Origin of the sequence: Arthrobacter pascens, from assembly GCF_030816475.1 — a bacterium.
In the GTDB taxonomy this organism is placed as follows: Bacteria; Actinomycetota; Actinomycetes; order Actinomycetales; family Micrococcaceae; genus Arthrobacter; species Arthrobacter pascens_B.
Genome location: NZ_JAUSXF010000001.1, coordinates 3574680 through 3596324, shown reverse-complemented (window position 1 = coordinate 3596324; position 21645 = coordinate 3574680). Strand labels below are relative to the sequence as shown.

The window sequence follows — 21645 nt, the reverse complement described above, 5'->3', positions numbered from 1 at the left end:
CGGCAACTAATGACCCCAGCCGGGCTGTGGAGCGTCATTAGCTGCCGGGTCGTGCCGGTGCTAGGCGTTGACGATCAGTCCAAGTTCGGCCTTGGACGCCAGCGCCTCGTGCCGGGGCAGGACGCGCACGGTGTAGCCGAAGGAGCCGGAGCGGTCGATCACCAGGGAACCGGTGAACAGGTGGCGCCCGCTGCCCAGGTCTTCCTGCGCTTTCAGCTCCATGATGGTGATATCCGCCAAGGTATCGCTTTCCTCGGCGCGGCCGTAAGCAACTTCGACGGCAACGTCATCCGGGGAAAGGGTGTGCAGAGCCACGTACGCGTTCACCTGAAGGGTGTCGCCAATCTGCGGATCCTCGGATACCCCAACGGAATCCACATGTTCCACATGGAGCAGTGGCCAGGCGGAACGCACGTGCGCGATCCAGGCCGCGAGGGTGCGGGCCTGGGCATAGGAGTCCGCCACGGCCCTGCGTCCTGCCTCCGCGGCAGGACGGTAGAGGGTATTGACGTAGTCGTGCAGCATCCGCTCCGCGGAAACGGCCGGGCCGAGGTGCGACAGGGTGTGCTTGATCATGGACACCCAGTGCGTGGGGACCTTCTCCATCCCGGAGAGGGACGGGCCGGCCGCCCCGGCGTCCTCGGAGACTGTACTGCCATAGAAACGCGGCGCCACCTGGGTTTCCAGCAGCTCATAGAGTGCCGCCGCTTCAATGTCGTCGCGATCCTCCGGGGACGCGCCGTTGTTGGCGGTGGGAATCGCCCAGCCGTTTTCGCCGTCGTACATCTCATCCCACCAGCCGTCCAGGACGGAAAGGTTCAGGGAACCGTTGATGGCTGCCTTCATCCCCGACGTGCCGCATGCTTCCAGCGGACGGAGGGGGTTGTTCAGCCAGACATCGCAACCGGGGAAGAGCGTCCTGGCCATCGCAATGTCGTAATTCGGCAGGAACGCGATCCGGTGCCGGACTTCGGGATCGTCCGTGAAACGCACCAGGTCCTGGATCATCTTCTTGCCGGCGTCGTCGGCCGGATGCGACTTGCCGGCGATCACCAGCTGGATGGGGTGTTCCTTGTGCAGGAGGAGTGCCTTCAGCCGCTCGGGCTCCCGCAGCATCAGGGTGAGGCGCTTGTAGGTGGGGACACGGCGGGCGAACCCGATCGTGAGGACATCGGGATCGAGGACGTTGTCCGTCCACCCGAGTTCGGCGTCCGCGGCGCCGCGCTTCTTCCAGGCGGCGCGGAGGCGGCGGCGCACATCGTCAACCAGCGCGGCGCGCATTTCGCGCCGGAGCGCCCAGACATCGGCGTCGCTGACGTTGTAGGCGAGATCCCAGCGCCCCATGGCTTCGGCTTCGGCACCAAACTGGTCCCTGGCGAGCTTGGAAATTCGCCCATCCACCCAGGTGGGCACATGCACACCGTTCGTCACCGACGTGATGGGCACCTCGGAGTGGTCGAAGCCCGGCCACAGCGCGGAGAACATGCCGCGGGACACCTCGCCATGGAGCTTGGCCACACCGTTGGCGCGCTGCGCCAGCCGGAGGCCCATCACTGCCATGTTGAAGACCGACGGGTTTCCATCGGCGTAGTTTTCCTGGCCGAGTTCGAGGATTCTCTCGACCGGCACGGCAGGCGCCAGCCCCGCCTGGAAGAAGTGCTGGATCTGGGAAACTTCAAAGCGGTCGATGCCGGCCGGCACCGGAGTGTGCGTGGTGAACACTGTGGAGGCCCTGCCGGCAGCAAGTGCCTCCTCGAAGCTGAGGGCTTCCTCGCCGGCCATGAGCTCCTGGATCCGTTCAATGCCGAGGAAGCCGGCGTGGCCTTCGTTGGTGTGGAACACCTCCGGCGCGTCGGTTCCGGTGAGCCGCTGGTAGAGGCGCAGCGCCTTCACCCCGCCCATTCCCAGGAGGAGCTCCTGCTGGAGCCGGTGGTCTCCTCCGCCGCCGTAGAGGCGGTCAGTGATGCCGCGTGCGGCGTCGTCGTTGCCCGGAACATTCGAGTCGAGCAGCAGCAGGGGGACGCGCCCGACGTCTGCACGCCAGATGTGTGCCAGCAGCCGGCGGCCGTTGGGAAGCGGCAGCGAAACCTGGAGGGGACGGCCGTTGCCGTCCCGTGACGGCTCGCGGAGCAGCGTCAGCGGGAGTCCGTCCGGGTCCAGCACAGGATAGGTCTCCTGCTGCCAGGCGTCGCGGGAGAGCGACTGCTTGAAGTAGCCGGCCTGGTACAGCAGGCCGACGCCGATCAGCGGCACGCCCAGGTCGGAGGCAGCTTTGAGGTGGTCACCGGCCAGGATGCCCAGGCCGCCGGAGTACTGCGGGAGCACCTCGGTGATGCCGAATTCGGGCGAAAAATAGGCGATGGAAGTCGGGGCGTCGCCGCCCAGGCCCTGGTACCAGCGGGGTTCCTCGAGGTACCGGTCAAGGTCGTTCTCGGCAGCCCTGATCCGTTCCACCACCGACTGGTCGGCGGCGAGGCTCTGGAACTCTTCGCGGCTGACCAGCCCCAGGAAGGTGACCGGATCCTGTCCGCTTTCCTCCCAGATGCGTGAGTTCAATCCCGCGAACAGCTCGCGTGTCGGCCGGTGCCAGGACCAGCGGAGATTCGTCGCTAATCGGGCCAGTGGCCTGATCGGCTCGGGGAGAACAGTTCGTACGGTAAATCTGCGGATTGCCTTCACCTGCGCCACACTAACCGACAACATGGGCGGCAGGAACCGGTTTGGCTTTCTTTTAGGTAAATGACAGATAACGCTTGCAGGAAAGTCGAAACGCGGCCCGAAAAAACTGAGCAGGCTTAGCAATCTCGTTGATTTCTCGCTAACGTCGAGCATGTGACGACTAACTTAGGAACCAGTGCCGCATCCATGCAAAAGCCAAAAGGCCGGATCTTTGACGGTCTGAGGTTTGGCCGTTTTCCTATCGCCGCCGTGCAGCCGGTGGTGGAAGGTGGAAAGTTTCCGGCCAAGGCCTTGCCTGGTGAGGGAATAGTGGTGGGCGCCACCGTATTCCGCGAAGGACACGACCGGCTGGGCGTAACTGCCGTCCTCCTGGATCCCGCCGGCCAGGAGCGCCAACGCGTCAGGCTGGCCCCGCCGAGGGGAGAACGCGGGATGGGGACGGACCGCTGGGAAGGTACCCTCACGCCGTCGGGCACCGGCAACTGGTCCTTCCTCATCGAGGCGTGGCATGACAGGTACGGAACGTGGCATCATAATGCCGAGGTCAAGGTGGCCGCCGGGATCGACGTCGAGCTGATGCTCGCCGAGGGTGCCGCCTTGCTCCATGAAGCTGCCGGGGACGACTCCCGCAGCGAGTGGGACAGGGGCGTCCTCCGAGAGGCCGCAGACAAGCTGGCTGACCCTTCCCTCAGCACGGAGGAGCGCCTCGGGGCCGGATTCAGCCACGCGGTCACCGGCGTTGTCGCTCACCAGCCGATCCGCGATCTGGTCACCGTCTCCGAGCAGTACCCCTTGCTGGTTGAGCGGGACCTGGCCGGCCGCGGAGCCTGGTATGAGTTCTTCCCCCGCTCCGAAGGCGCAGTCAAGGACCACACCACGGGCGCCTGGACTTCAGGAAACTTCCGCACGGCAGCCAAACGCCTCGACGCTGTGGCGGCCATGGGCTTCGACGTGATCTACATGCCACCCATCCACCCCATCGGCGTACAGCACCGCAAGGGGCCGAACAACACACTGATCGCCGGCCCCAACGATCCCGGTTCGCCCTGGGCAATCGGGGCCAAGGAGGGCGGCCACGATGCCATCCACCCGGATCTAGGCACGTTCGAGGATTTCGATGCCTTTGTCGCCCGGGCCAAAGAGCTGGGACTCGAGGTGGCACTGGACCTGGCGCTTCAGGCCGCGCCGGACCACCCGTGGGTGGAATCCCACCCGGAATGGTTTACCACCCGCGTGGACGGCAGCATTGCCTACGCGGAAAACCCGCCGAAGAAATACCAGGATATTTATCCGCTGAATTTCGATAATGATCCGGAGGGCCTCTCCGAGGAAATCCTCAGGATTGTTCTTCTGTGGGTCAGCCATGGGGTGAAGATTTTCCGTGTGGATAATCCCCACACCAAGCCCGTATGGTTCTGGGAATGGCTCATCGGCCAGGTCAACACCAAGGCACCCGGTGTGGTGTTCCTGGCCGAGGCCTTCACCCGTCCGGCCATGATGCACGCTTTGGGCCGGGCCGGTTTCCAGCAGTCTTACACCTACTTCACCTGGCGGAACACCAAGAAGGAGCTGGAGGCCTACTTCACAGAGGTCAGCCACGACTCGCCGGCCTACTTCCGGCCCAACTTCTTCGTCAACACCCCCGACATCCTCACCGAATACCTGCAGTACGGCGGCCCGCCCGCGTTCAAGATCCGAGCGGTCCTGGCGGCAACAGCCAGCCCGCTGTGGGGTGTCTATGCAGGCTACGAACTGTACGAGCACGTCGCCCGGCCGGGCGCGGAGGAGTACATCGACAACGAAAAGTTCGAGTACAAGGCCCGCGACTGGGAGGCCGCGGCAGCATCCGGCCGGACGCTGGCCCCGTACCTGACCCGGCTCAACGAGATCCGGCACAGCCACCCTGCCCTTCAGGACCTACAGAACCTGACAGTCCACGAGAGCACGGACGAAGCCACCGTGGTCTTCTCCAAGCACAAGACCCTCGCGGACGGCACCAAGGACACCATCATCGTGGTGGTCAACGTCGATCCGCACGGGACAAGGGAGAGCAGCGTGTCGCTCGACCTGGCCGCACTGGAACTTGACCCGGAAGACCTGTTGCACAATGGAGGCTTCCGCGTGGATGACCTGATTTCCGGCGAAAGCTGGGAATGGGGCGAATACAACTACGTCCGCTTGGACGCGCACATCGAACCCGCACACATCCTGAGCGTGAGGAGATCGCATCCGTGAGTTTTAACCCGCAGGGCTCCGGCCAGCATTTCACCCCCAAGAGCACGTTCGAGCTGAACGCACCGGGTCTTCAACATGATCCGTTCTGGTATCGGAAGGCAGTGTTCTACGAGGTGCTCGTAAGGGCCTTTGCGGACGCCAACGGCGATGGTTCCGGGGACTTCCACGGACTCATCGACAGGCTCGATTACCTGCAGTGGCTCGGCGTTGACTGCCTGTGGCTGCCGCCGTTTTTCCAGTCACCCCTGCGCGACGGCGGATATGACATCTCCGACTACAACTCGGTACTCGATGAGTTTGGCACCATCACGGATTTCAAGCGTCTCGTTGCCGAAGCCCACGCGCGCGGCGTCCGGGTCATCATCGACCTTCCGCTGAACCACACCTCGGACCAGCACCCATGGTTCCAGGAGTCACGCAAGGACCCTGACGGTCCCTTCGGCGACTTCTATGTGTGGAGCGACACGGACGAGAAGTACCAGGATGCCCGCATCATTTTCGTGGACACCGAGGAATCCAACTGGACCTTCGATCCGATCCGCCGGCAGTTCTTCTGGCACCGGTTCTTCAGCCACCAGCCGGACCTGAACTTCGAGAATCCGAAGGTCATCGATGCACTCTTTGACGTTGTCAGGTTCTGGCTGGACCAGGGCATCGACGGCTTCCGGGCGGACGCTATCCCGTACCTTTTCGAGGAGGAGGGCACCAACTGCGAAAATCTCCCCGCCACCCATGACTTCCTGCGCAAGCTGCGGAGAATGGTGGACGAGAGCTACCCCGGGCGTGTCATCATTGCCGAGGCAAACCAGCCTCCCAACGAGGTAGTGGAGTACTTCGGGACGGAAGAAGAGCCCGAATGCCACATGGCCTTCCACTTCCCCATCATGCCGCGCCTCTATTACGCACTGCGCGACCAGAAGGCCGCTCCCATTATCGAAACCATGCATGACACCCCCGAGATTCCCGAGGGGGCGCAGTGGGGGACGTTCCTGCGGAACCATGATGAGCTCACGCTTGAAATGGTCACGGCGGATGAACGTGCCGCAATGCTCGGCTGGTACGCGCCGGACCCCCGGATGAGGGCCAACATCGGTATCCGTCGACGGCTGGCACCGCTACTGGACAACTCCAGGGCTGAGATCGAACTGATTCACGCCCTGCTGCTGTCGCTCCCGGGGAGTCCCTTCCTGTATTACGGGGACGAGATCGGCATGGGTGACAACATCTGGCTTGAAGACCGGGACGCCGTACGCACACCCATGCAGTGGAACCCGGACCGTAACGCAGGCTTCTCGGACGCGGATCCCGGCAAGCTGTACCTTCCGGTCATCCAGTCGCTTGTGTACAACTACAGCATGGCCAACGTCGAAGCGGAGGCCGCCCATTCGGGTTCCCTGCTCCGCTGGACCCGGCAGATCCTGAGCGTCCGCAAGAACCATCCGGCGTTCGGCCTCGGAAACTTCAAGCACGTGGAGGCGGATCATGACGCCGTCCTCGCGTACCTGCGGGAGCTGTCCGACGACAACACAGCGGGGGCGGACGGTGAATCCATCCTGTGCGCGTTCAACCTCTCACAGCACCCTGTGGCTGCCCGGTTGAAGCTCCCGCAATTTGCGGGCCGCGGGCTGCGTGACGTTTTTGGCGGGCAGCCTTTTCCGGGCATCGACGACGACGGCACACTGACGCTGACCTTGGGAAGCCACGATTTCTTCTGGCTCAGGATCCGCTCCGCGGCCTCCAACCCGACCTCCCCTTTTACCCAGGCGATGCCCATCCTCTCCATTGAGAACTGATTATGAGAACTGACATGAGCAGACCCGTCCTCAGCCCGGCACTCAGCGGACTCCTGCGGGGGTGGCTGCCGCGTCAGCGCTGGTTCCCGGTGAAGACCGCCGATTTTGAGCTGCAACAGGTAGGCAGCCTGGGCCTTGAGGATCCCGCCGGCCATGCCCACCTTGAGGTCTTCCTGCTGGCAGCAACGTCATCTACCGCCGACGGCGGACAGCGTACCGACGTCGTCCAGGTTCCGGTCAGTTACAGGACGGCGCCGCTGACCGGAATGGAACGTGCCCTGGTCGGTCAGTTCACCGAGACGGGGTCCGGACCGGAATGGATCTACGACGCCGTCCACGATCCAGCTTTCGTCTCCGCCTGGCTGGAGCTGATCCGCAGCGGGTCCGGCTCCGCCACGGGCAGGGCCACGGGCCATCGGGCCCCGTCCGACTACCGGCTGCCTACTGCCCACGGCATGGTCAAGGTTCTCTCCGGCGAGCAGTCCAACAGCTCAGTAATAGTCGACGACGGCGAGTCCGCAGCCATTGTGAAATTCTTCCGGGTCCTCTCTGCAGGGAAGAATCCCGAAGTAGAGGTGGGCGCTGCCCTGACAGCGGCCCACACGTCCGAGGTCCCGGCTACGCTCGGATGGGTCACGGGCGAATGGGAGCTGCCGGGCGGTTCCGGCCTGGCCGAGGGCGAGTTGGCCGTCGCGCATGAGTTCCTCGCCGGTGGCCGGGACGCCTGGCGTCTGGCCGTGGACGCGGCCAGGACCGGAACCGACTTCAGCGCCGAAGCACACGCCCTGGGAGCCGCAACAGCCACCGTCCACCGCCGGCTGGCCGACGCCCTTGGCCAATCCGAAGAGAGGGTCGCGGGCCAGGACATTGTTCCGGGAGTAGCCCAGCGGGTCCGGCAGGCCTGGGCGGAGGCGGGCGCCGCCGTCGGGCCCTACGACCAGACCGTTAACGCGTTGCTCGCCGGACTCGACGGCGTGGCCGCGGGACCCCTGCAGCGGATCCATGGCGACCTCCACCTGGGGCAGATCCTGCAGGTTCCGGGCCACGGCGGGGAGCCGGAACGGTGGGCCATCCTGGATTTTGAAGGCGAGCCCCTCCGCCCCATCGCCGAACGCAACTTTCCCGACGTTCCGCTCCGCGATGTAGTGGGCATGTTGCGTTCCTTCGACTACGCCGGGGGTGCGGCGGAACGCGAATATCAGGGAGCACGTGTGCCGGAATCCTGGGTGGAGGACTGCGCCGACGCGTTCCTCGCCGGCTACTCGGGCGTCACAGCGGGCACCATCGACCGCCGTTCGCCGCTCTTTGTGGCATTGTGGCTGGACAAGGCGCTCTACGAAGTTGTTTATGAATTGCGGAACAGACCGGATTGGCTGGCCATACCAGTGAACGCGGTCCGGAAGCTCCTCAGCGGTAAAGGCACCGGCGATCAGGCCGGGGCGGCATCGGAAGGTAACAAAATGACAGGCTCAGCACGCACAGATCGGCCGCACGTGCCGCTTCACGTGGACGCAGACACCCTTGCACGGGTGGCGAACGGCGAGCACCACGCACCGCACTCCGTCCTCGGCGCACACCTGGACGACCACGGCCACGTCACCATCCGGACGGTCAAGCACCTTGCGTCATCCGTGTCGGTAGTGACGGCGGCGGATACCGTGCCCATGACTCATGAGGCCAACGGCGTTTGGGCCGTGGTGCTGGATCCCCTGCAGCCGGGCCACGTTCCCGATTACCGGCTGGAGGTCACCTACCCTGGCGGCGAGCCGCTGACCGTGGATGAGCCCTACCGCTACCTGCCCACGGTGGGTGAAGTGGACCTGCACCTCATCAGCGAGGGCCGGCACGAGAAGCTGTGGGAAGTGCTGGGAGCCCACGTGCAGCACTACAAGTCCCCGCTCGGCGATGTCGATGGCGTCTCCTTCGCTGTCTGGGCGCCCAATGCCGAGGCAGTACGCGTCAAAGGCGACTTCAACGCCTGGGACGGCCGCGAGCATTCGCTTCGTTCCCTGGGCTCTTCAGGAGTGTGGGAAGTCTTCCTGCCCGGCGTTTTAGCAGGGGCGTGCTACAAATTCGAGATCAAAACCAAGGCCGGCCACTGGGTGGAGAAGGCCGATCCCCTGGCCTTCGGCACCGAGGTCCCGCCGCTGACGGCCTCCAGGGTGGTGGAGCCGTCCTATTCCTTCAAGGATTCCGAGTGGATGGAAGCCCGCGCCCAGCGGGACCCGCACAATTCGCCAATGAGTGTCTACGAAGTCCACCTTGGTTCGTGGCGGCTAGGACTCGGTTACCGCGAGCTCGCCAAGGAACTGGTGGAGTATGTCAAATGGCTGGGCTTCACCCACGTCGAGTTCATGCCGGTTGCCGAGCATCCGTTCGGCGGATCATGGGGCTACCAGGTCACGTCCTACTTCGCTCCCACCTCGCGGTTCGGCCACCCGGACGAATTCCGCTTCCTGGTGGACACTTTGCACCAGGCCGGGATCGGGGTGCTCCTTGACTGGGTACCCGCACACTTCCCCAAAGACGCCTGGGCCCTTGCGCAGTTCGACGGGCAGCCGCTGTACGAGCACGCCGATCCCAATCTGGGCGAACACCCGGACTGGGGCACGCTGATCTTCGATTTCGGCCGGACCGAGGTGCGGAACTTCCTGGTGGCCAACGCGCTCTACTGGCTCGATGAATTCCACATCGACGGGCTCCGGGTGGACGCTGTCGCCTCAATGCTGTACCTGGACTACTCCCGCGAAGACGGGCAGTGGTCGCCCAACCGTTTTGGCGGACGCGAAAACCTGGAAGCAATCTCCTTCCTCCAGGAAGTCAACGCCACGGTATACAAGACCCACCCTGGCGCGGTGATGATCGCTGAGGAATCCACAGCCTTCCCGGGAGTGACGGCGCCAACCAGCCATGGCGGCCTGGGCTTCGGCCTCAAATGGAACATGGGCTGGATGCACGACTCCCTCAAGTACGCCTCCGAAGATCCCGTCAACCGCAAGTGGCACCACGGCACCCTGACGTTCTCCTTGGTCTACGCCTTCACCGAGAACTTCCTGTTGCCCATCAGTCATGACGAGGTAGTGCACGGCAAGGGCTCCATGCTCCGCAAGATGCCTGGCGACCGCTGGCAGCAGCTCGCCAACCTTCGGGCTTTCCTGGCGTACCAGTGGGCGCACCCCGGCAAGCAGCTGATTTTCATGGGCACCGAGTTCGGGCAGGAAGCGGAGTGGTCCGAACAGCACGGCCTCGATTGGTGGCTTGCCGACATTCCCGCGCACCGAGGAATGCAGCTGCTCACCAAGGACCTGAACGAGCTGTACAGCTCGACGCCGGCCCTCTACTCACGCGATAACGAACCCGGCGGATTCCAGTGGATCAACGGCGGGGACGCAGACCGGAACGTCGTGACATTTGTCCGTTGGGACACCAAAGGCAACCCTCTTGTATGCGCCGTCAATTTCTCCGGAGGACCGCACGTCGGTTATGAGCTGGGCGTCCCCTCAGTGGGTGCGTGGACCGAGGTGCTCAACACCGACGCCGCCGCCTACGGAGGTTCGGGTGTCCTGAACTCAGGGGAGCTGAAGGCAAGCCCTGAAGGACTTCATGGCCAGCCCGCCACACTCACTGTCACGCTGCCGCCGCTGGGTGCGGCGTACTTCAAGCCCGGCGCCCCGGCTGCCGATTGAGTACTGCGGATTGACCAAGACGCTGTGAGTCGGTGATGAAGAAGCCCGGAATCCTTGCGATTCCGGGCTTTTTCGCGCTCCTGCCTGCGCCTTGGAGTCACTCAGGAATCGTGCGGTCTTAGTTCAGTAAACCTTCAGCTTACTTTCAGCTGTCTTCGGATCATCCGGGCAGTCTGGACGGGGGCTGGTTGGCCATAGCCGCCAAGTGGTGGTAGAGTTTATTTCCGCGCTGCTCCCCGGAGTCAGTCGGTGAAGGTGACCCAGATGCCCATGGCAAAACGGAGTCAGGAACGCCGATTTGACCAGGACGAAGCTAGCGGGTAAGTTTGAAAAGTTGCTCCGGAGCGATCCATGGCTGGTTTTTGGTTGTGGTGGTGTCGGGTGTGTCTGTTGTTTGAGAACTCAATAGTGTGCCAAGTTTGTTGATACCAATTGTTTTTTGATTGGTTGTTTTGGCCGGGTCCGCCACCTCGTGGTTGGGTCTGGTTTTTACAGCTGGTTTCAAATTTTTGCAGTGTGGTTGCCGCGTTTTCCCGTGGTTTCCATGTTGTTTTCGTTTTTGTTTTACTTCAACGGAGAGTTTGATCCTGGCTCAGGATGAACGCTGGCGGCGTGCTTAACACATGCAAGTCGAACGATGAACCTCACTTGTGGGGGGATTAGTGGCGAACGGGTGAGTAACACGTGAGTAACCTGCCCTTAACTCTGGGATAAGCCTGGGAAACTGGGTCTAATACCGGATATGACTCCTCATCGCATGGTGGGGGGTGGAAAGCTTTTTGTGGTTTTGGATGGACTCGCGGCCTATCAGCTTGTTGGTGAGGTAATGGCTTACCAAGGCGACGACGGGTAGCCGGCCTGAGAGGGTGACCGGCCACACTGGGACTGAGACACGGCCCAGACTCCTACGGGAGGCAGCAGTGGGGAATATTGCACAATGGGCGCAAGCCTGATGCAGCGACGCCGCGTGAGGGATGACGGCCTTCGGGTTGTAAACCTCTTTCAGTAGGGAAGAAGCGAAAGTGACGGTACCTGCAGAAGAAGCGCCGGCTAACTACGTGCCAGCAGCCGCGGTAATACGTAGGGCGCAAGCGTTATCCGGAATTATTGGGCGTAAAGAGCTCGTAGGCGGTTTGTCGCGTCTGCCGTGAAAGTCCGGGGCTCAACTCCGGATCTGCGGTGGGTACGGGCAGACTAGAGTGATGTAGGGGAGACTGGAATTCCTGGTGTAGCGGTGAAATGCGCAGATATCAGGAGGAACACCGATGGCGAAGGCAGGTCTCTGGGCATTAACTGACGCTGAGGAGCGAAAGCATGGGGAGCGAACAGGATTAGATACCCTGGTAGTCCATGCCGTAAACGTTGGGCACTAGGTGTGGGGGACATTCCACGTTTTCCGCGCCGTAGCTAACGCATTAAGTGCCCCGCCTGGGGAGTACGGCCGCAAGGCTAAAACTCAAAGGAATTGACGGGGGCCCGCACAAGCGGCGGAGCATGCGGATTAATTCGATGCAACGCGAAGAACCTTACCAAGGCTTGACATGGACCAGACCGCTGCAGAGATGTGGTTTCCCCTTTGGGGCTGGTTCACAGGTGGTGCATGGTTGTCGTCAGCTCGTGTCGTGAGATGTTGGGTTAAGTCCCGCAACGAGCGCAACCCTCGTTCTATGTTGCCAGCGCGTTATGGCGGGGACTCATAGGAGACTGCCGGGGTCAACTCGGAGGAAGGTGGGGACGACGTCAAATCATCATGCCCCTTATGTCTTGGGCTTCACGCATGCTACAATGGCCGGTACAAAGGGTTGCGATACTGTGAGGTGGAGCTAATCCCAAAAAGCCGGTCTCAGTTCGGATTGGGGTCTGCAACTCGACCCCATGAAGTCGGAGTCGCTAGTAATCGCAGATCAGCAACGCTGCGGTGAATACGTTCCCGGGCCTTGTACACACCGCCCGTCAAGTCACGAAAGTTGGTAACACCCGAAGCCGGTGGCCTAACCCCTTGTGGGAGGGAGCTGTCGAAGGTGGGACTGGCGATTGGGACTAAGTCGTAACAAGGTAGCCGTACCGGAAGGTGCGGCTGGATCACCTCCTTTCTAAGGAGCACCTACGGATTGTTCATGCCATGTATGTGGTGTGGGGGTTTGTCAGGAGTATATGCCCGTTGCGCAGACGCAAGTTCTGCGGCGGGTGCTCAAGGGTGGAATATCAACGAATAGCGGCTGCCTGGTTTATGCCTTGTCTAGTACGGATGTTTTGTTCTTCCTTTGGGGAGTGCGGGTGTCCTGGAACGTCGGGGTGTGGTTTGGGTGGTTTAGTGTTTGGCACACTGTTGGGTCCTGAGGCAACAGGGCCGGTGGGATGCGTCATGGCTTACGGGTTGTGGTGTGTTTTTCCGGGTTTGTTTGTTTCTGGTTTCCTGGCTGCACTGATCGCACGGTTTGCTTGTCCTTTGGGGCGGGTGGTGTGTGGGGTGTGTGGTTTGGGGTTGTTGTTTGAGAACTACATAGTGGACGCGAGCATCTTTTATAAGAAGCAATTTCCAAGAATATGAACCTGGATCTGTCCGGGGTGCTGTTGCTGTGGCTCTTTTGGGTTGTGGTGGTGGTTCCCGGGTGGTTTTCGTGGTTCTCTCGTGAATTAGTTTTTTGATCTTTTGTGGTCAAGTTTTTAAGAGCACACGGTGGATGCCTTGGCATTAGGAGCCGAAGAAGGACGTAGGAATCTGCGATAAGCCTGGGGGAGTCGATAACCGGACTGTGATCCCAGGGTGTCCGAATGGGGAAACCCCGCCAGACGCGCGAGTGATCTGGTGACCCGCATCTGAACACATAGGGTGCGTGGAGGGAACGCGGGGAAGTGAAACATCTCAGTACCCGCAGGAAGAGAAAACAATAGTGATTCCGTTAGTAGTGGCGAGCGAACGCGGATCAGGCTAAACCGTTCCATGTGTGATAGCCGGCGGGCGTTGCATGGTCGGGGTTGTGGGACTTTCCATACTGGTTCTGCCGGACCGGTGGGGTGTGATGTGCAGGCATAGGTGAACGGTCTTGAAAGGCCGGCCAGAGAGGGTGTGAGCCCCGTAACCGAAATGTTGTGTACCGCCTGTGAGAGTATCCCAAGTAGCACGGGGCCCGAGAAATCCCGTGTGAATCTGTCAGGACCACCTGATAAGCCTAAATACTCCCTAATGACCGATAGCGGACCAGTACCGTGAGGGAAAGGTGAAAAGTACCCCGGGAGGGGAGTGAAACAGTACCTGAAACCGTGTGCTTACAATCCGTCGGAGCAGCCGTGAGTAATCACAAGTAGCTGTGACGGCGTGCCTTTTGAAGAATGAGCCTGCGAGTTAGTGTTACGTCGCGAGGTTAACCCGTGTGGGGAAGCCGTAGCGAAAGCGAGTCTGAATAGGGCGTTGCAGTGGCGTGATCTAGACCCGAAGCGAAGTGATCTACCCATGGCCAGGTTGAAGCGACGGTAAGACGTCGTGGAGGACCGAACCCACTTCAGTTGAAAATGGAGGGGATGAGCTGTGGGTAGGGGTGAAAGGCCAATCAAACTTCGTGATAGCTGGTTCTCCCCGAAATGCATTTAGGTGCAGCGTTGCGTGTTTCTTACCGGAGGTAGAGCTACTGGATGGCTAATGGGCCCTACAAGGTTACTGACGTCAGCCAAACTCCGAATGCCGGTAAGTGAGAGCGCAGCAGTGAGACTGTGGGGGATAAGCTTCATAGTCGAGAGGGAAACAGCCCAGACCACCAACTAAGGCCCCTAAGCGTGTGCTAAGTGGGAAAGGATGTGGAGTTGCGAAGACAACCAGGAGGTTGGCTTAGAAGCAGCCATCCTTAAAAGAGTGCGTAATAGCTCACTGGTCAAGTGATTCCGCGCCGACAATGTAGCGGGGCTCAAGTACACCGCCGAAGTTGTGGCATTCAGATTTTTGCTAAGCCCTTGTGGTTCAGGCGTCTGGATGGGTAGGGGAGCGTCGTGTGGGCGGTGAAGTCGCGGTGTAAACCAGCGGTGGAGCCTACACGAGTGAGAATGCAGGCATGAGTAGCGAAAGACGGGTGAGAAACCCGTCCGCCGAATGATCAAGGGTTCCAGGGTCAAGCTAATCTGCCCTGGGTAAGTCGGGACCTAAGGCGAGGCCGACAGGCGTAGTCGATGGACAACGGGTTGATATTCCCGTACCGGCGAAAAACCGTCCATGCTGAACAGGGGATACTAACTGCCCGAGACCTGCCCGATCACCCTTGTGGTGTGAGGGTTTTGGTGGAGCGCGGGACCTGATCCTGGGAGGTAAGCGTATTAACAGGTGTGACGCAGGAAGGTAGCCAAGCCGGGCGATGGTTGTCCCGGTCTAAGGATGTAGGGCGAACGGTAGGCAAATCCGCTGTTCATGATGCCTGAGATCTGATGGGACCCCCTCACGGGGGGATTTGGTGATCCTATGCTGCCGAGAAAAGCATCGACGCGAGGTTTTAGCCGCCCGTACCCCAAACCGACACAGGTGATCAGGTAGAGAATACTAAGGCGATCGAGAGAATTATGGTTAAGGAACTCGGCAAAATGCCCCCGTAACTTCGGGAGAAGGGGGGCCCCAACCTTGATGGACACACGCTGTCCGGAGGGGATCGGGGCCGCAGAGACCAGGGGGAAGCGACTGTTTACTAAAAACACAGGTCCGTGCGAAGTCGCAAGACGATGTATACGGACTGACTCCTGCCCGGTGCTGGAAGGTTAAGAGGACCGGTTAGCCGCAAGGCGAAGCTGAGAATTTAAGCCCCAGTAAACGGCGGTGGTAACTATAACCATCCTAAGGTAGCGAAATTCCTTGTCGGGTAAGTTCCGACCTGCACGAATGGAGTAACGACTTCCCCGCTGTCTCAACCATAAACTCGGCGAAATTGCAGTACGAGTAAAGATGCTCGTTACGCGCAGCAGGACGGAAAGACCCCGAGACCTTTACTATAGTTTGGTATTGGTGTTCGGAGTGGCTTGTGTAGGATAGGTGGGAGACGTTGAAGCCCGGACGCCAGTTCGGGTGGAGTCATCGTTGAAATACCACTCTGGTCACTTTGGACATCTAACTTCGGCCCGTAATCCGGGTCAGGGACAGTGCCTGATGGGTAGTTTAACTGGGGCGGTTGCCTCCTAAAAAGTAACGGAGGCGCCCAAAGGTTCCCTCAGCCTGGTTGGCAATCAGGTGTCGAGTGTAAGTGCACAAGGGAGCTTGACTGTGAGAGAGACATCTCGAGCAGGGACGAAAGTCGGGACTAGTGATCCGGCGGTACATTGTGGAATGGCCGTCGCTCAACGGATAAAAGGTACCTCGGGGATAACAGGCTGATCTTGCCCAAGAGTCCATATCGACGGCATGGTTTGGCACCTCGATGTCGGCTCGTCGCATCCTGGGGCTGGAGTAGGTCCCAAGGGTTGGGCTGTTCGCCCATTAAAGCGGTACGCGAGCTGGGTTTAGAACGTCGTGAGACAGTTCGGTCCCTATCCGCTGCGCGCGCAGGAAATTTGAGAAGGGCTGTCCTTAGTACGAGAGGACCGGGACGGACGAACCTCTGGTGTGTCAGTTGTACTGCCAAGTGCACCGCTGATTAGCTACGTTCGGATGGGATAACCGCTGAAAGCATCTAAGCGGGAAGCTCGCTTCAAGATGAGATTTCCATACACCTCGTGTGTGAGAGGCCCCCAGCCAGACCACTGGGTTGATAGGCCGGATGTGGAAGCGAGGACTAACGACTCGTGAAGCTGACCGGTACTAATAGGCCGATAACTTACACCACACACCACCCCGCAAACGAACTTCAAAAGCGTTTGCACCACGGGGCTGGTAAAAAGAAACAAGACTGCTTGCGTCCACTATGTGGTTCCCAAACAACAAACCAAACCGGTTAGTTGCAGGGAACAAAACCACAACTACATAACAACACCACAACTGCCCCTTAACACGGGCACGAATGTTGTAACCACAAGATTTCCCAACCCCGCGGCACAGCCAACGGGTCCGGGTACAAGGGTTACGGCGGTCATAGCGTGGGGGAAACGCCCGGTCCCATTCCGAACCCGGAAGCTAAGACCCACAGCGCCGATGGTACTGCACCCGGGAGGGTGTGGGAGAGTAGGTCACCGCCGGACACTATTTAGGCTCAGGCCCCGACAATCACGTCGGGGCCTGACGCATTTAACAACCAAACCACAAGACAACACCCCCCCCCACAACCCGGCCAGCACCGCCGTCGAGCCCTACCAACACAAACTGAGAGAGCATCCCCCGGTTTCCTGCAGGATGTGAGGAAGCGTCGGGATAAACCCTGCAGGACCTGAGGAAGCGTCGGGGGACGGGTGCGACGTTCGGCGCGGCGGGTAGAGTTGACGTCCATGAACAGCCTCTTCAGCCATGCGGATGATTCCATCCCGGACCCTGCCGAGTCGCGGGATGACCTGGGACCGGTGATCTGCACGGTGACCGTTCCTGGATCAGTTGTCCAGGCGTTCGCGGGCTTCACCGATCACACCCATTTGTGGTGGCCCCTGGAATCGCACGGCGTCTACGGGGCAGGTTCCTATGTGGAGTTCGAAGAGAACCTGATCCTTGAGACAGCTGAGGATGGCAGGACAACCATCTGGGGCACCATCGATGACTGGCAGCCGCCACTGTCCTTCCATGCCACCTGGCACCCCGGAACCACCGCGCTCTGGTCCACGGAGCTACGCGTGGCCTTCAGGGCCGTGGAGTCCGGGACCGAGATCAGGCTGGTCCATGACGGCTGGGAGGGTGCCGAGGATCCATCGGCAACGCGCGCGGCCTATGCAGCGGACTGGCCGGACGTCCTCAGCCGCTATGTTCGGTTCATGGGCGGAACGGTCCCCGAAGGGAAACCAGCCTAGGCAGGCGGTACCGCTGTGCTGCTCCGGATGATGAATTCCGTCCGGTACTCCCTGTCCACAGTGGCGGGAACCGCAGAAGTTTGCCCGGCGTCATGCTTGGCACCGGGGTCGAGCCTTTCAAGCAGCAGCTTGGCCGCGAGCGCGCCCTGGCCACGCGCATCCTGGTCAATGGTGGTCAAACCGAAGACTTCACCCAGTTCGTGTCCGTCCATGCCGATCACGGAAAGGTCCTGGGGCACGCGGAGGCCGAAATCGCGGGCGGCCAGAATAGTGCCGATTCCCATCTCGTCCGACGCCGCAAAGACCGCTGTGGGGCGCTCGGCCGTGCCAAGGAGGCGGCGGGCACAGGCATAGGCGCCCTGGATGGTGAAATCCGCTGACACCTGCCATTCCGGCCGGACACTGAGGCCGGCGGCTTTCATTGCTTCTTCAAAACCGCCCTGCCGGATCCCGGGCAACTTAAAGTCCTGGTTAAGCTCGGCGAGGCCGGTCATGTGGGCGATGCGAGTGTGACCCAGGTTGATGAGATGGTCGGTTGCCATCCGGGCTAGCCGGGCGTCATCGATTCGGATACTTGAGGCACCCTCCAACGCGCCACCAATTCCCACAATCGGCCGGTGTATGGCATGCAGCTGCTTGATTTCGCTATCGCTGAGCACCAGCGCCACCGCAATCACTGCGTCCAGCCGTTTGCGGAGCAGGAAGTCGTTCAGGAGGCTGTGGCGGCGTTCCGGTTGAAAACCCACGTTGTAGAGCGTCAGGTCATAGCCGGCGTCCAGCAGCGCGACGGACACACCCTCCATCACGGACGAAAAGTACCAGCGGTGCACCGAGGGGACCACCAGCCCCACATTGTGGTTACGGCCGGAGGCGAGGCTGGAGGCATGATAGGACGGCACAAAACCGAGTTCTTCCGCGGCTGCCTGCGCGAGCTGACGGCTCTTGGGCGAAACGTTTGCCTTGCCACTGAGCGCGCGGGAGACCGTGGCAATGGACAGCCCTGCCCGGTCTGCTACGTCCTTGATGCCCGCCAGTCCCACTACTCGTCGCCGCTCCCATCGATCCGCAGCCACACGGTTTCTCCGGAAGCCAGGAAGTGCCCTGCGTCTGGTTCCGCGCTGCGGACCAGGACGTCCCCCGCAGGCATCTCCAGGCGTTCGTGGTTCAGGTTCATAAGCACCAGCGTAGCGCCGTTCACATAGCCCAGCGACGAGCCCGTGCACCATTCCTCTGCCCAAGCGAGAGATCCCCGGCCCAGGGCCAGTTCCCGACGAAGGGCCAGCATTTTCCGGTAGAGGGACAAATGCGACGACGGCGACGCCGCCTGGGTGTCCCTGGCCAGTTCAGCGAAGCTCGCCGGCAGCGGAAGCCAGGGATCCTGGCCGGAACCGAAACCGTTGTGACGCTCGGCGGCACGCCAGGGGAGCGGCACCCTGCAGCCGTCGCGTCCCAGCCGGGTTCCGCCGGTACGCGCAAACGTCGGATCCTGCCGCAGGCCCTCCGGGATGTCGATGCCGTCCGGCAGGCCGAGCTCTTCACCCTGGTACAGGTAGGCGGCACCTGGCAGCCCGAGCATGAACATGGAGGCCGCGGCTGCACGCCGGCGACCGAGGGTTGTATCCGGCTGAGGGTCCGCGGGGCCAATGCCGTCCCCGTCGCGCGGTCCGGGGCCGTTGTAGCCGAATCGGGAGGCATGCCGGACGACGTCGTGATTGGAAAGCACCCACGTGCTTGGTGCTCCTACGGCATCCAGGGAAGTCAGCGAATCGGTGATGACGGACCGCAGACGCCAGACGTCGAGCCCGGCATGCAGGTAGGGGAAGTTAAAGGCCTGATGCATTTCGTCGGGCCTTACCCAATCCGCCAGCCGTGGCAATGGATCGACGTTGGCTTCGGCACACAGGATGCGGTCCGGACCATACTCGTCAAGGATCAGGCGCCAGGCACGGAAGATGTCATGCAGGGCAGGCTGGCCGAACATGGGGGCCTCATGGCCCGGGAAGCCGTCCGAGCTGCTGCCGTCAGCCCTGCCGCCCCCATTCCGGGAGCCCGGGGGCCTTGACCAGGGCATGGGCCACGTCCACGCGGAAGCCGGAAACGCCGCGGTCCAGCCAGAAACGGAGCACCCGTTCAAATTCAGCGTGGACGGCGGGGTTGTCCCAGTTGAAGTCGGGTTGCGAGGAATCAAAGAGATGCAGGTACCACTGGCCCGGCCGGCCATCCGCTCCGACTGTGCGGGTCCACGCCGGACCGCCGAAGTGGGACTGCCAGTTGTTGGGCGGTTCGTGGCCATCGGGGCCCTGCCCGTCGCGGAAAATAAACAGATCCCGTTCGGGGCTGCCTGCCGGCGCGGCGAGGGCGGCCTGAAACGCCACGTGCTGGGCCGAGCAATGGTTGGGAACAAGGTCCACAATGACTCTCAGGCCCAGGCGGTTTGCCTCGGCCATCATGACGTCGAAGTCGCCCAAAGTGCCGAAGATCGGGTCCACGTCGCAGTAGTCGCTGACGTCGTAACCGGCGTCGCGCTGCGGGGACCGGTAGAAGGGGGACAGCCAGACGGCGTCCACATCCAATTCTGCTAGCTGGTGCAGTTCCTGGGTTATGCCTGCAATGTCTCCGATGCCGTCGCCGTTGAGGTCGCGGAATGACCGGGGATACACCTGGTAGATGACGGCCGAGCGCCACCAGCCGGGAGCCTTGTCCGCATCATGGATGAGGGTCAGCGGGCCTGTCAATGGTGCTGTGGCGGAGATCACTGTTTCAACGGACATGGAGACGAGTTTAGGACGCGCTAGCGCAAAAATGAAAACGCTTCCAGTCATATGACACAAAGGGTGCTGATAGTCAAATGATTAGACGAAATAGCAGTATGGAAGCGCTTCCAAAAATAGCTGAGCGCGAGTGCCTCCAGCGCTCGTCCAGGTGTCCGCCTAGACTTGGCGAACAGATGCGACGACGGAACTGGAGGCTGCGTGGGCAGCATAGTTGAAGACTTGGAAGGCGCGCTGGGGCTTGCCAAAGTCAGCACGGACGAGGCCTTGCTCGCCTTGTATGCGGTGGACCAGGCACCTGTCCTGGATTACCAGCTGCCTGCCGCCGTCGTCTTCCCGGAAACGGTGGCGGATGTGCAGGCTGTGGTGCGGAGCTGCGCGGACCGGGGGACAGCTGTCGTGGCTCGCGGCGCAGGAACAGGCGTTTCAGGCGGCGCGCATGCAAGCAGGAATTCGGTGGTCCTGTCCTTGGAACGGATGAACCGCATCCTGGACCTGAACCCGGACGACGAGACCGCCGTCGTCGAGCCAGGTGTCCTGAACGCAGTCCTGAACGAGGCAGCGGCAGTGCACGGGCTGATGTTCGCGCCGGACCCTGCCAGCTTCCGGATCTCCACCATCGGAGGCAACGTTGCCACCAACGCGGGCGGGCTGCGCTGCGCCAAGTACGGCGTCACCAGGGATTCTGTCCTCGCCCTGGACGTGGTGCTGGCCGACGGTTCCCTGATCCACACAGGCCACCGGACGTTCAAGGGCGTCGCAGGCTATGACCTGACCGGGCTCTTTGTTGGTTCGGAAGGGACGCTGGGGATTGTGGTGGGTGTGACCGTCCGGCTCAAGTACTTGCCGCGGGACGTGCAGACCATTGCTGCGTTCTACCCCGACTTCAGGCAGGCCGCCTCCGGTGTGCTGGCGGTGGGCCGGGCCCGTGTCCAGCCGGCCATTATGGAACTGCTCGACGGCGGCACGCTTGCCCAGCTCGACGACCTCCACGGCTCGGACCTGAGTTCCCGCGGCCGCTCACTTCTCCTGATCCAGACTGACGGCTTCGGCGCCGCCGCTGAAGCCGACGTGATCCGCACGGTCCTCGCTGCCGGCGGCGCCCTGGTCACCACGGAGTCCACTGCCGAGGCGGAGCAGCTGGTGGAGCTGCGGAGGAGCAGCCGGGGTGCCGAGGTCGATGACGAATACCGGGTGGGCGAAGACGTTGCCGTGCCCCGCTCACGCCTCGTGGACTATATCGCGGCGCTGGAAGCAATGGCAGGAGCCTATGGGGTGAACCTGAAAGTGGTCGCGCACGCCGGAGACGGCAATCTGCACCCCACGTTCTGGATCGACCGGGTGGACCGTGCCGTTGACGAAGACGCCATGAAAAGGCTGAACCTTGCGCTTGATGCCTCCATCGCCACTGCCCTGGAGATGGGCGGCACCATCACCGGCGAACACGGCGTAGGACAGTACAAGCTGCGCTGGCTCGGCCTGGAACAGCCGGAGCCCGTCAGGGAACTGCAGCGCAGGATCAAGCGGCTCTTTGACCCTGCCGGCATCCTGAACCCGGGCAAGGCAATCTAGCCTGGTTGG

7 protein-coding genes, 3 rRNA genes and 1 pseudogene are annotated in these 21645 nt (G+C 61.7%); 8 read left to right on the top strand and 3 right to left on the bottom strand.

The window, feature by feature from the left end; genetic code table 11:
• Positions 1 to 60 precede the first annotated feature (60 nt).
• Positions 61 to 2679, bottom strand: a complete 2619-nt coding sequence (gene glgP / locus QFZ40_RS16415) for an alpha-glucan family phosphorylase (protein WP_306905689.1) — start codon at positions 2677 to 2679, stop codon at positions 61 to 63.
• A gap of 186 nt (positions 2680 to 2865) precedes the next feature.
• On the opposite strand from glgP, the gene QFZ40_RS16410 reads away from it, so the two are divergent.
• The 7 genes from QFZ40_RS16410 (at position 2866) to QFZ40_RS16380 (ending at position 17293) form a co-directional block, all read left to right on the top strand.
• Positions 2866 to 4914, top strand: a complete 2049-nt coding sequence (locus QFZ40_RS16410; RefSeq protein WP_306906960.1) for an alpha-1,4-glucan--maltose-1-phosphate maltosyltransferase — start codon at positions 2866 to 2868, stop codon at positions 4912 to 4914.
• The gene (gene treS / locus QFZ40_RS16405; protein ID WP_306905688.1) at positions 4911 to 6707 is read left to right on the top strand and encodes a maltose alpha-D-glucosyltransferase; all 1797 of its coding nucleotides are present in this window, start codon (positions 4911 to 4913) and stop codon (positions 6705 to 6707) included. The genes QFZ40_RS16410 and treS overlap by 4 nt, the downstream gene beginning before the upstream one ends.
• A gap of 14 nt (positions 6708 to 6721) precedes the next feature.
• Positions 6722 to 10393, top strand: coding sequence for a 1,4-alpha-glucan branching enzyme (locus QFZ40_RS16400; protein ID WP_306905687.1), 3672 nt, complete (start codon positions 6722 to 6724; stop codon positions 10391 to 10393).
• A 569-nt stretch (positions 10394 to 10962) separates the two neighbouring features.
• A 16S ribosomal RNA gene (locus QFZ40_RS16395) occupies positions 10963 to 12486 on the top strand.
• A gap of 564 nt (positions 12487 to 13050) precedes the next feature.
• Positions 13051 to 16188, top strand: a 23S ribosomal RNA gene (locus QFZ40_RS16390).
• 235 nt (positions 16189 to 16423) lie between these two features.
• Positions 16424 to 16540 (top strand): 5S ribosomal RNA (rrf, locus tag QFZ40_RS16385).
• Together the 16S, 23S and 5S rRNA genes form the textbook arrangement of a ribosomal RNA operon.
• Before the next feature lie 243 nt (positions 16541 to 16783).
• Positions 16784 to 17293: a hypothetical protein gene (locus tag QFZ40_RS16380; protein WP_306905685.1), complete on the top strand. Its 510-nt coding sequence runs from the start codon at positions 16784 to 16786 to the stop codon at positions 17291 to 17293.
• Here the strand turns inward: QFZ40_RS16380 and QFZ40_RS16375 are convergent.
• Together QFZ40_RS16375 and QFZ40_RS16370 are read right to left on the bottom strand one after the other, a co-directional pair.
• A complete protein-coding gene (locus QFZ40_RS16375; protein WP_306906959.1) occupies positions 17290 to 18327 on the bottom strand; it encodes a LacI family DNA-binding transcriptional regulator in 1038 nt (345 codons plus the stop codon). The two genes, QFZ40_RS16380 and QFZ40_RS16375, sit on opposite strands and share 4 nt — an antisense overlap.
• Before the next feature lie 5 nt (positions 18328 to 18332).
• Positions 18333 to 20064, bottom strand: a pseudogene (locus QFZ40_RS16370) (glycoside hydrolase family 13 protein).
• 201 nt (positions 20065 to 20265) lie between these two features.
• Here QFZ40_RS16370 and QFZ40_RS16365 point away from each other — a divergent pair.
• Complete coding sequence (locus QFZ40_RS16365) at positions 20266 to 21636, top strand: FAD-binding oxidoreductase (protein WP_306905683.1); 1371 nt, start codon at positions 20266 to 20268, stop codon at positions 21634 to 21636.
• Positions 21637 to 21645: the final 9 nt, after the last annotated feature.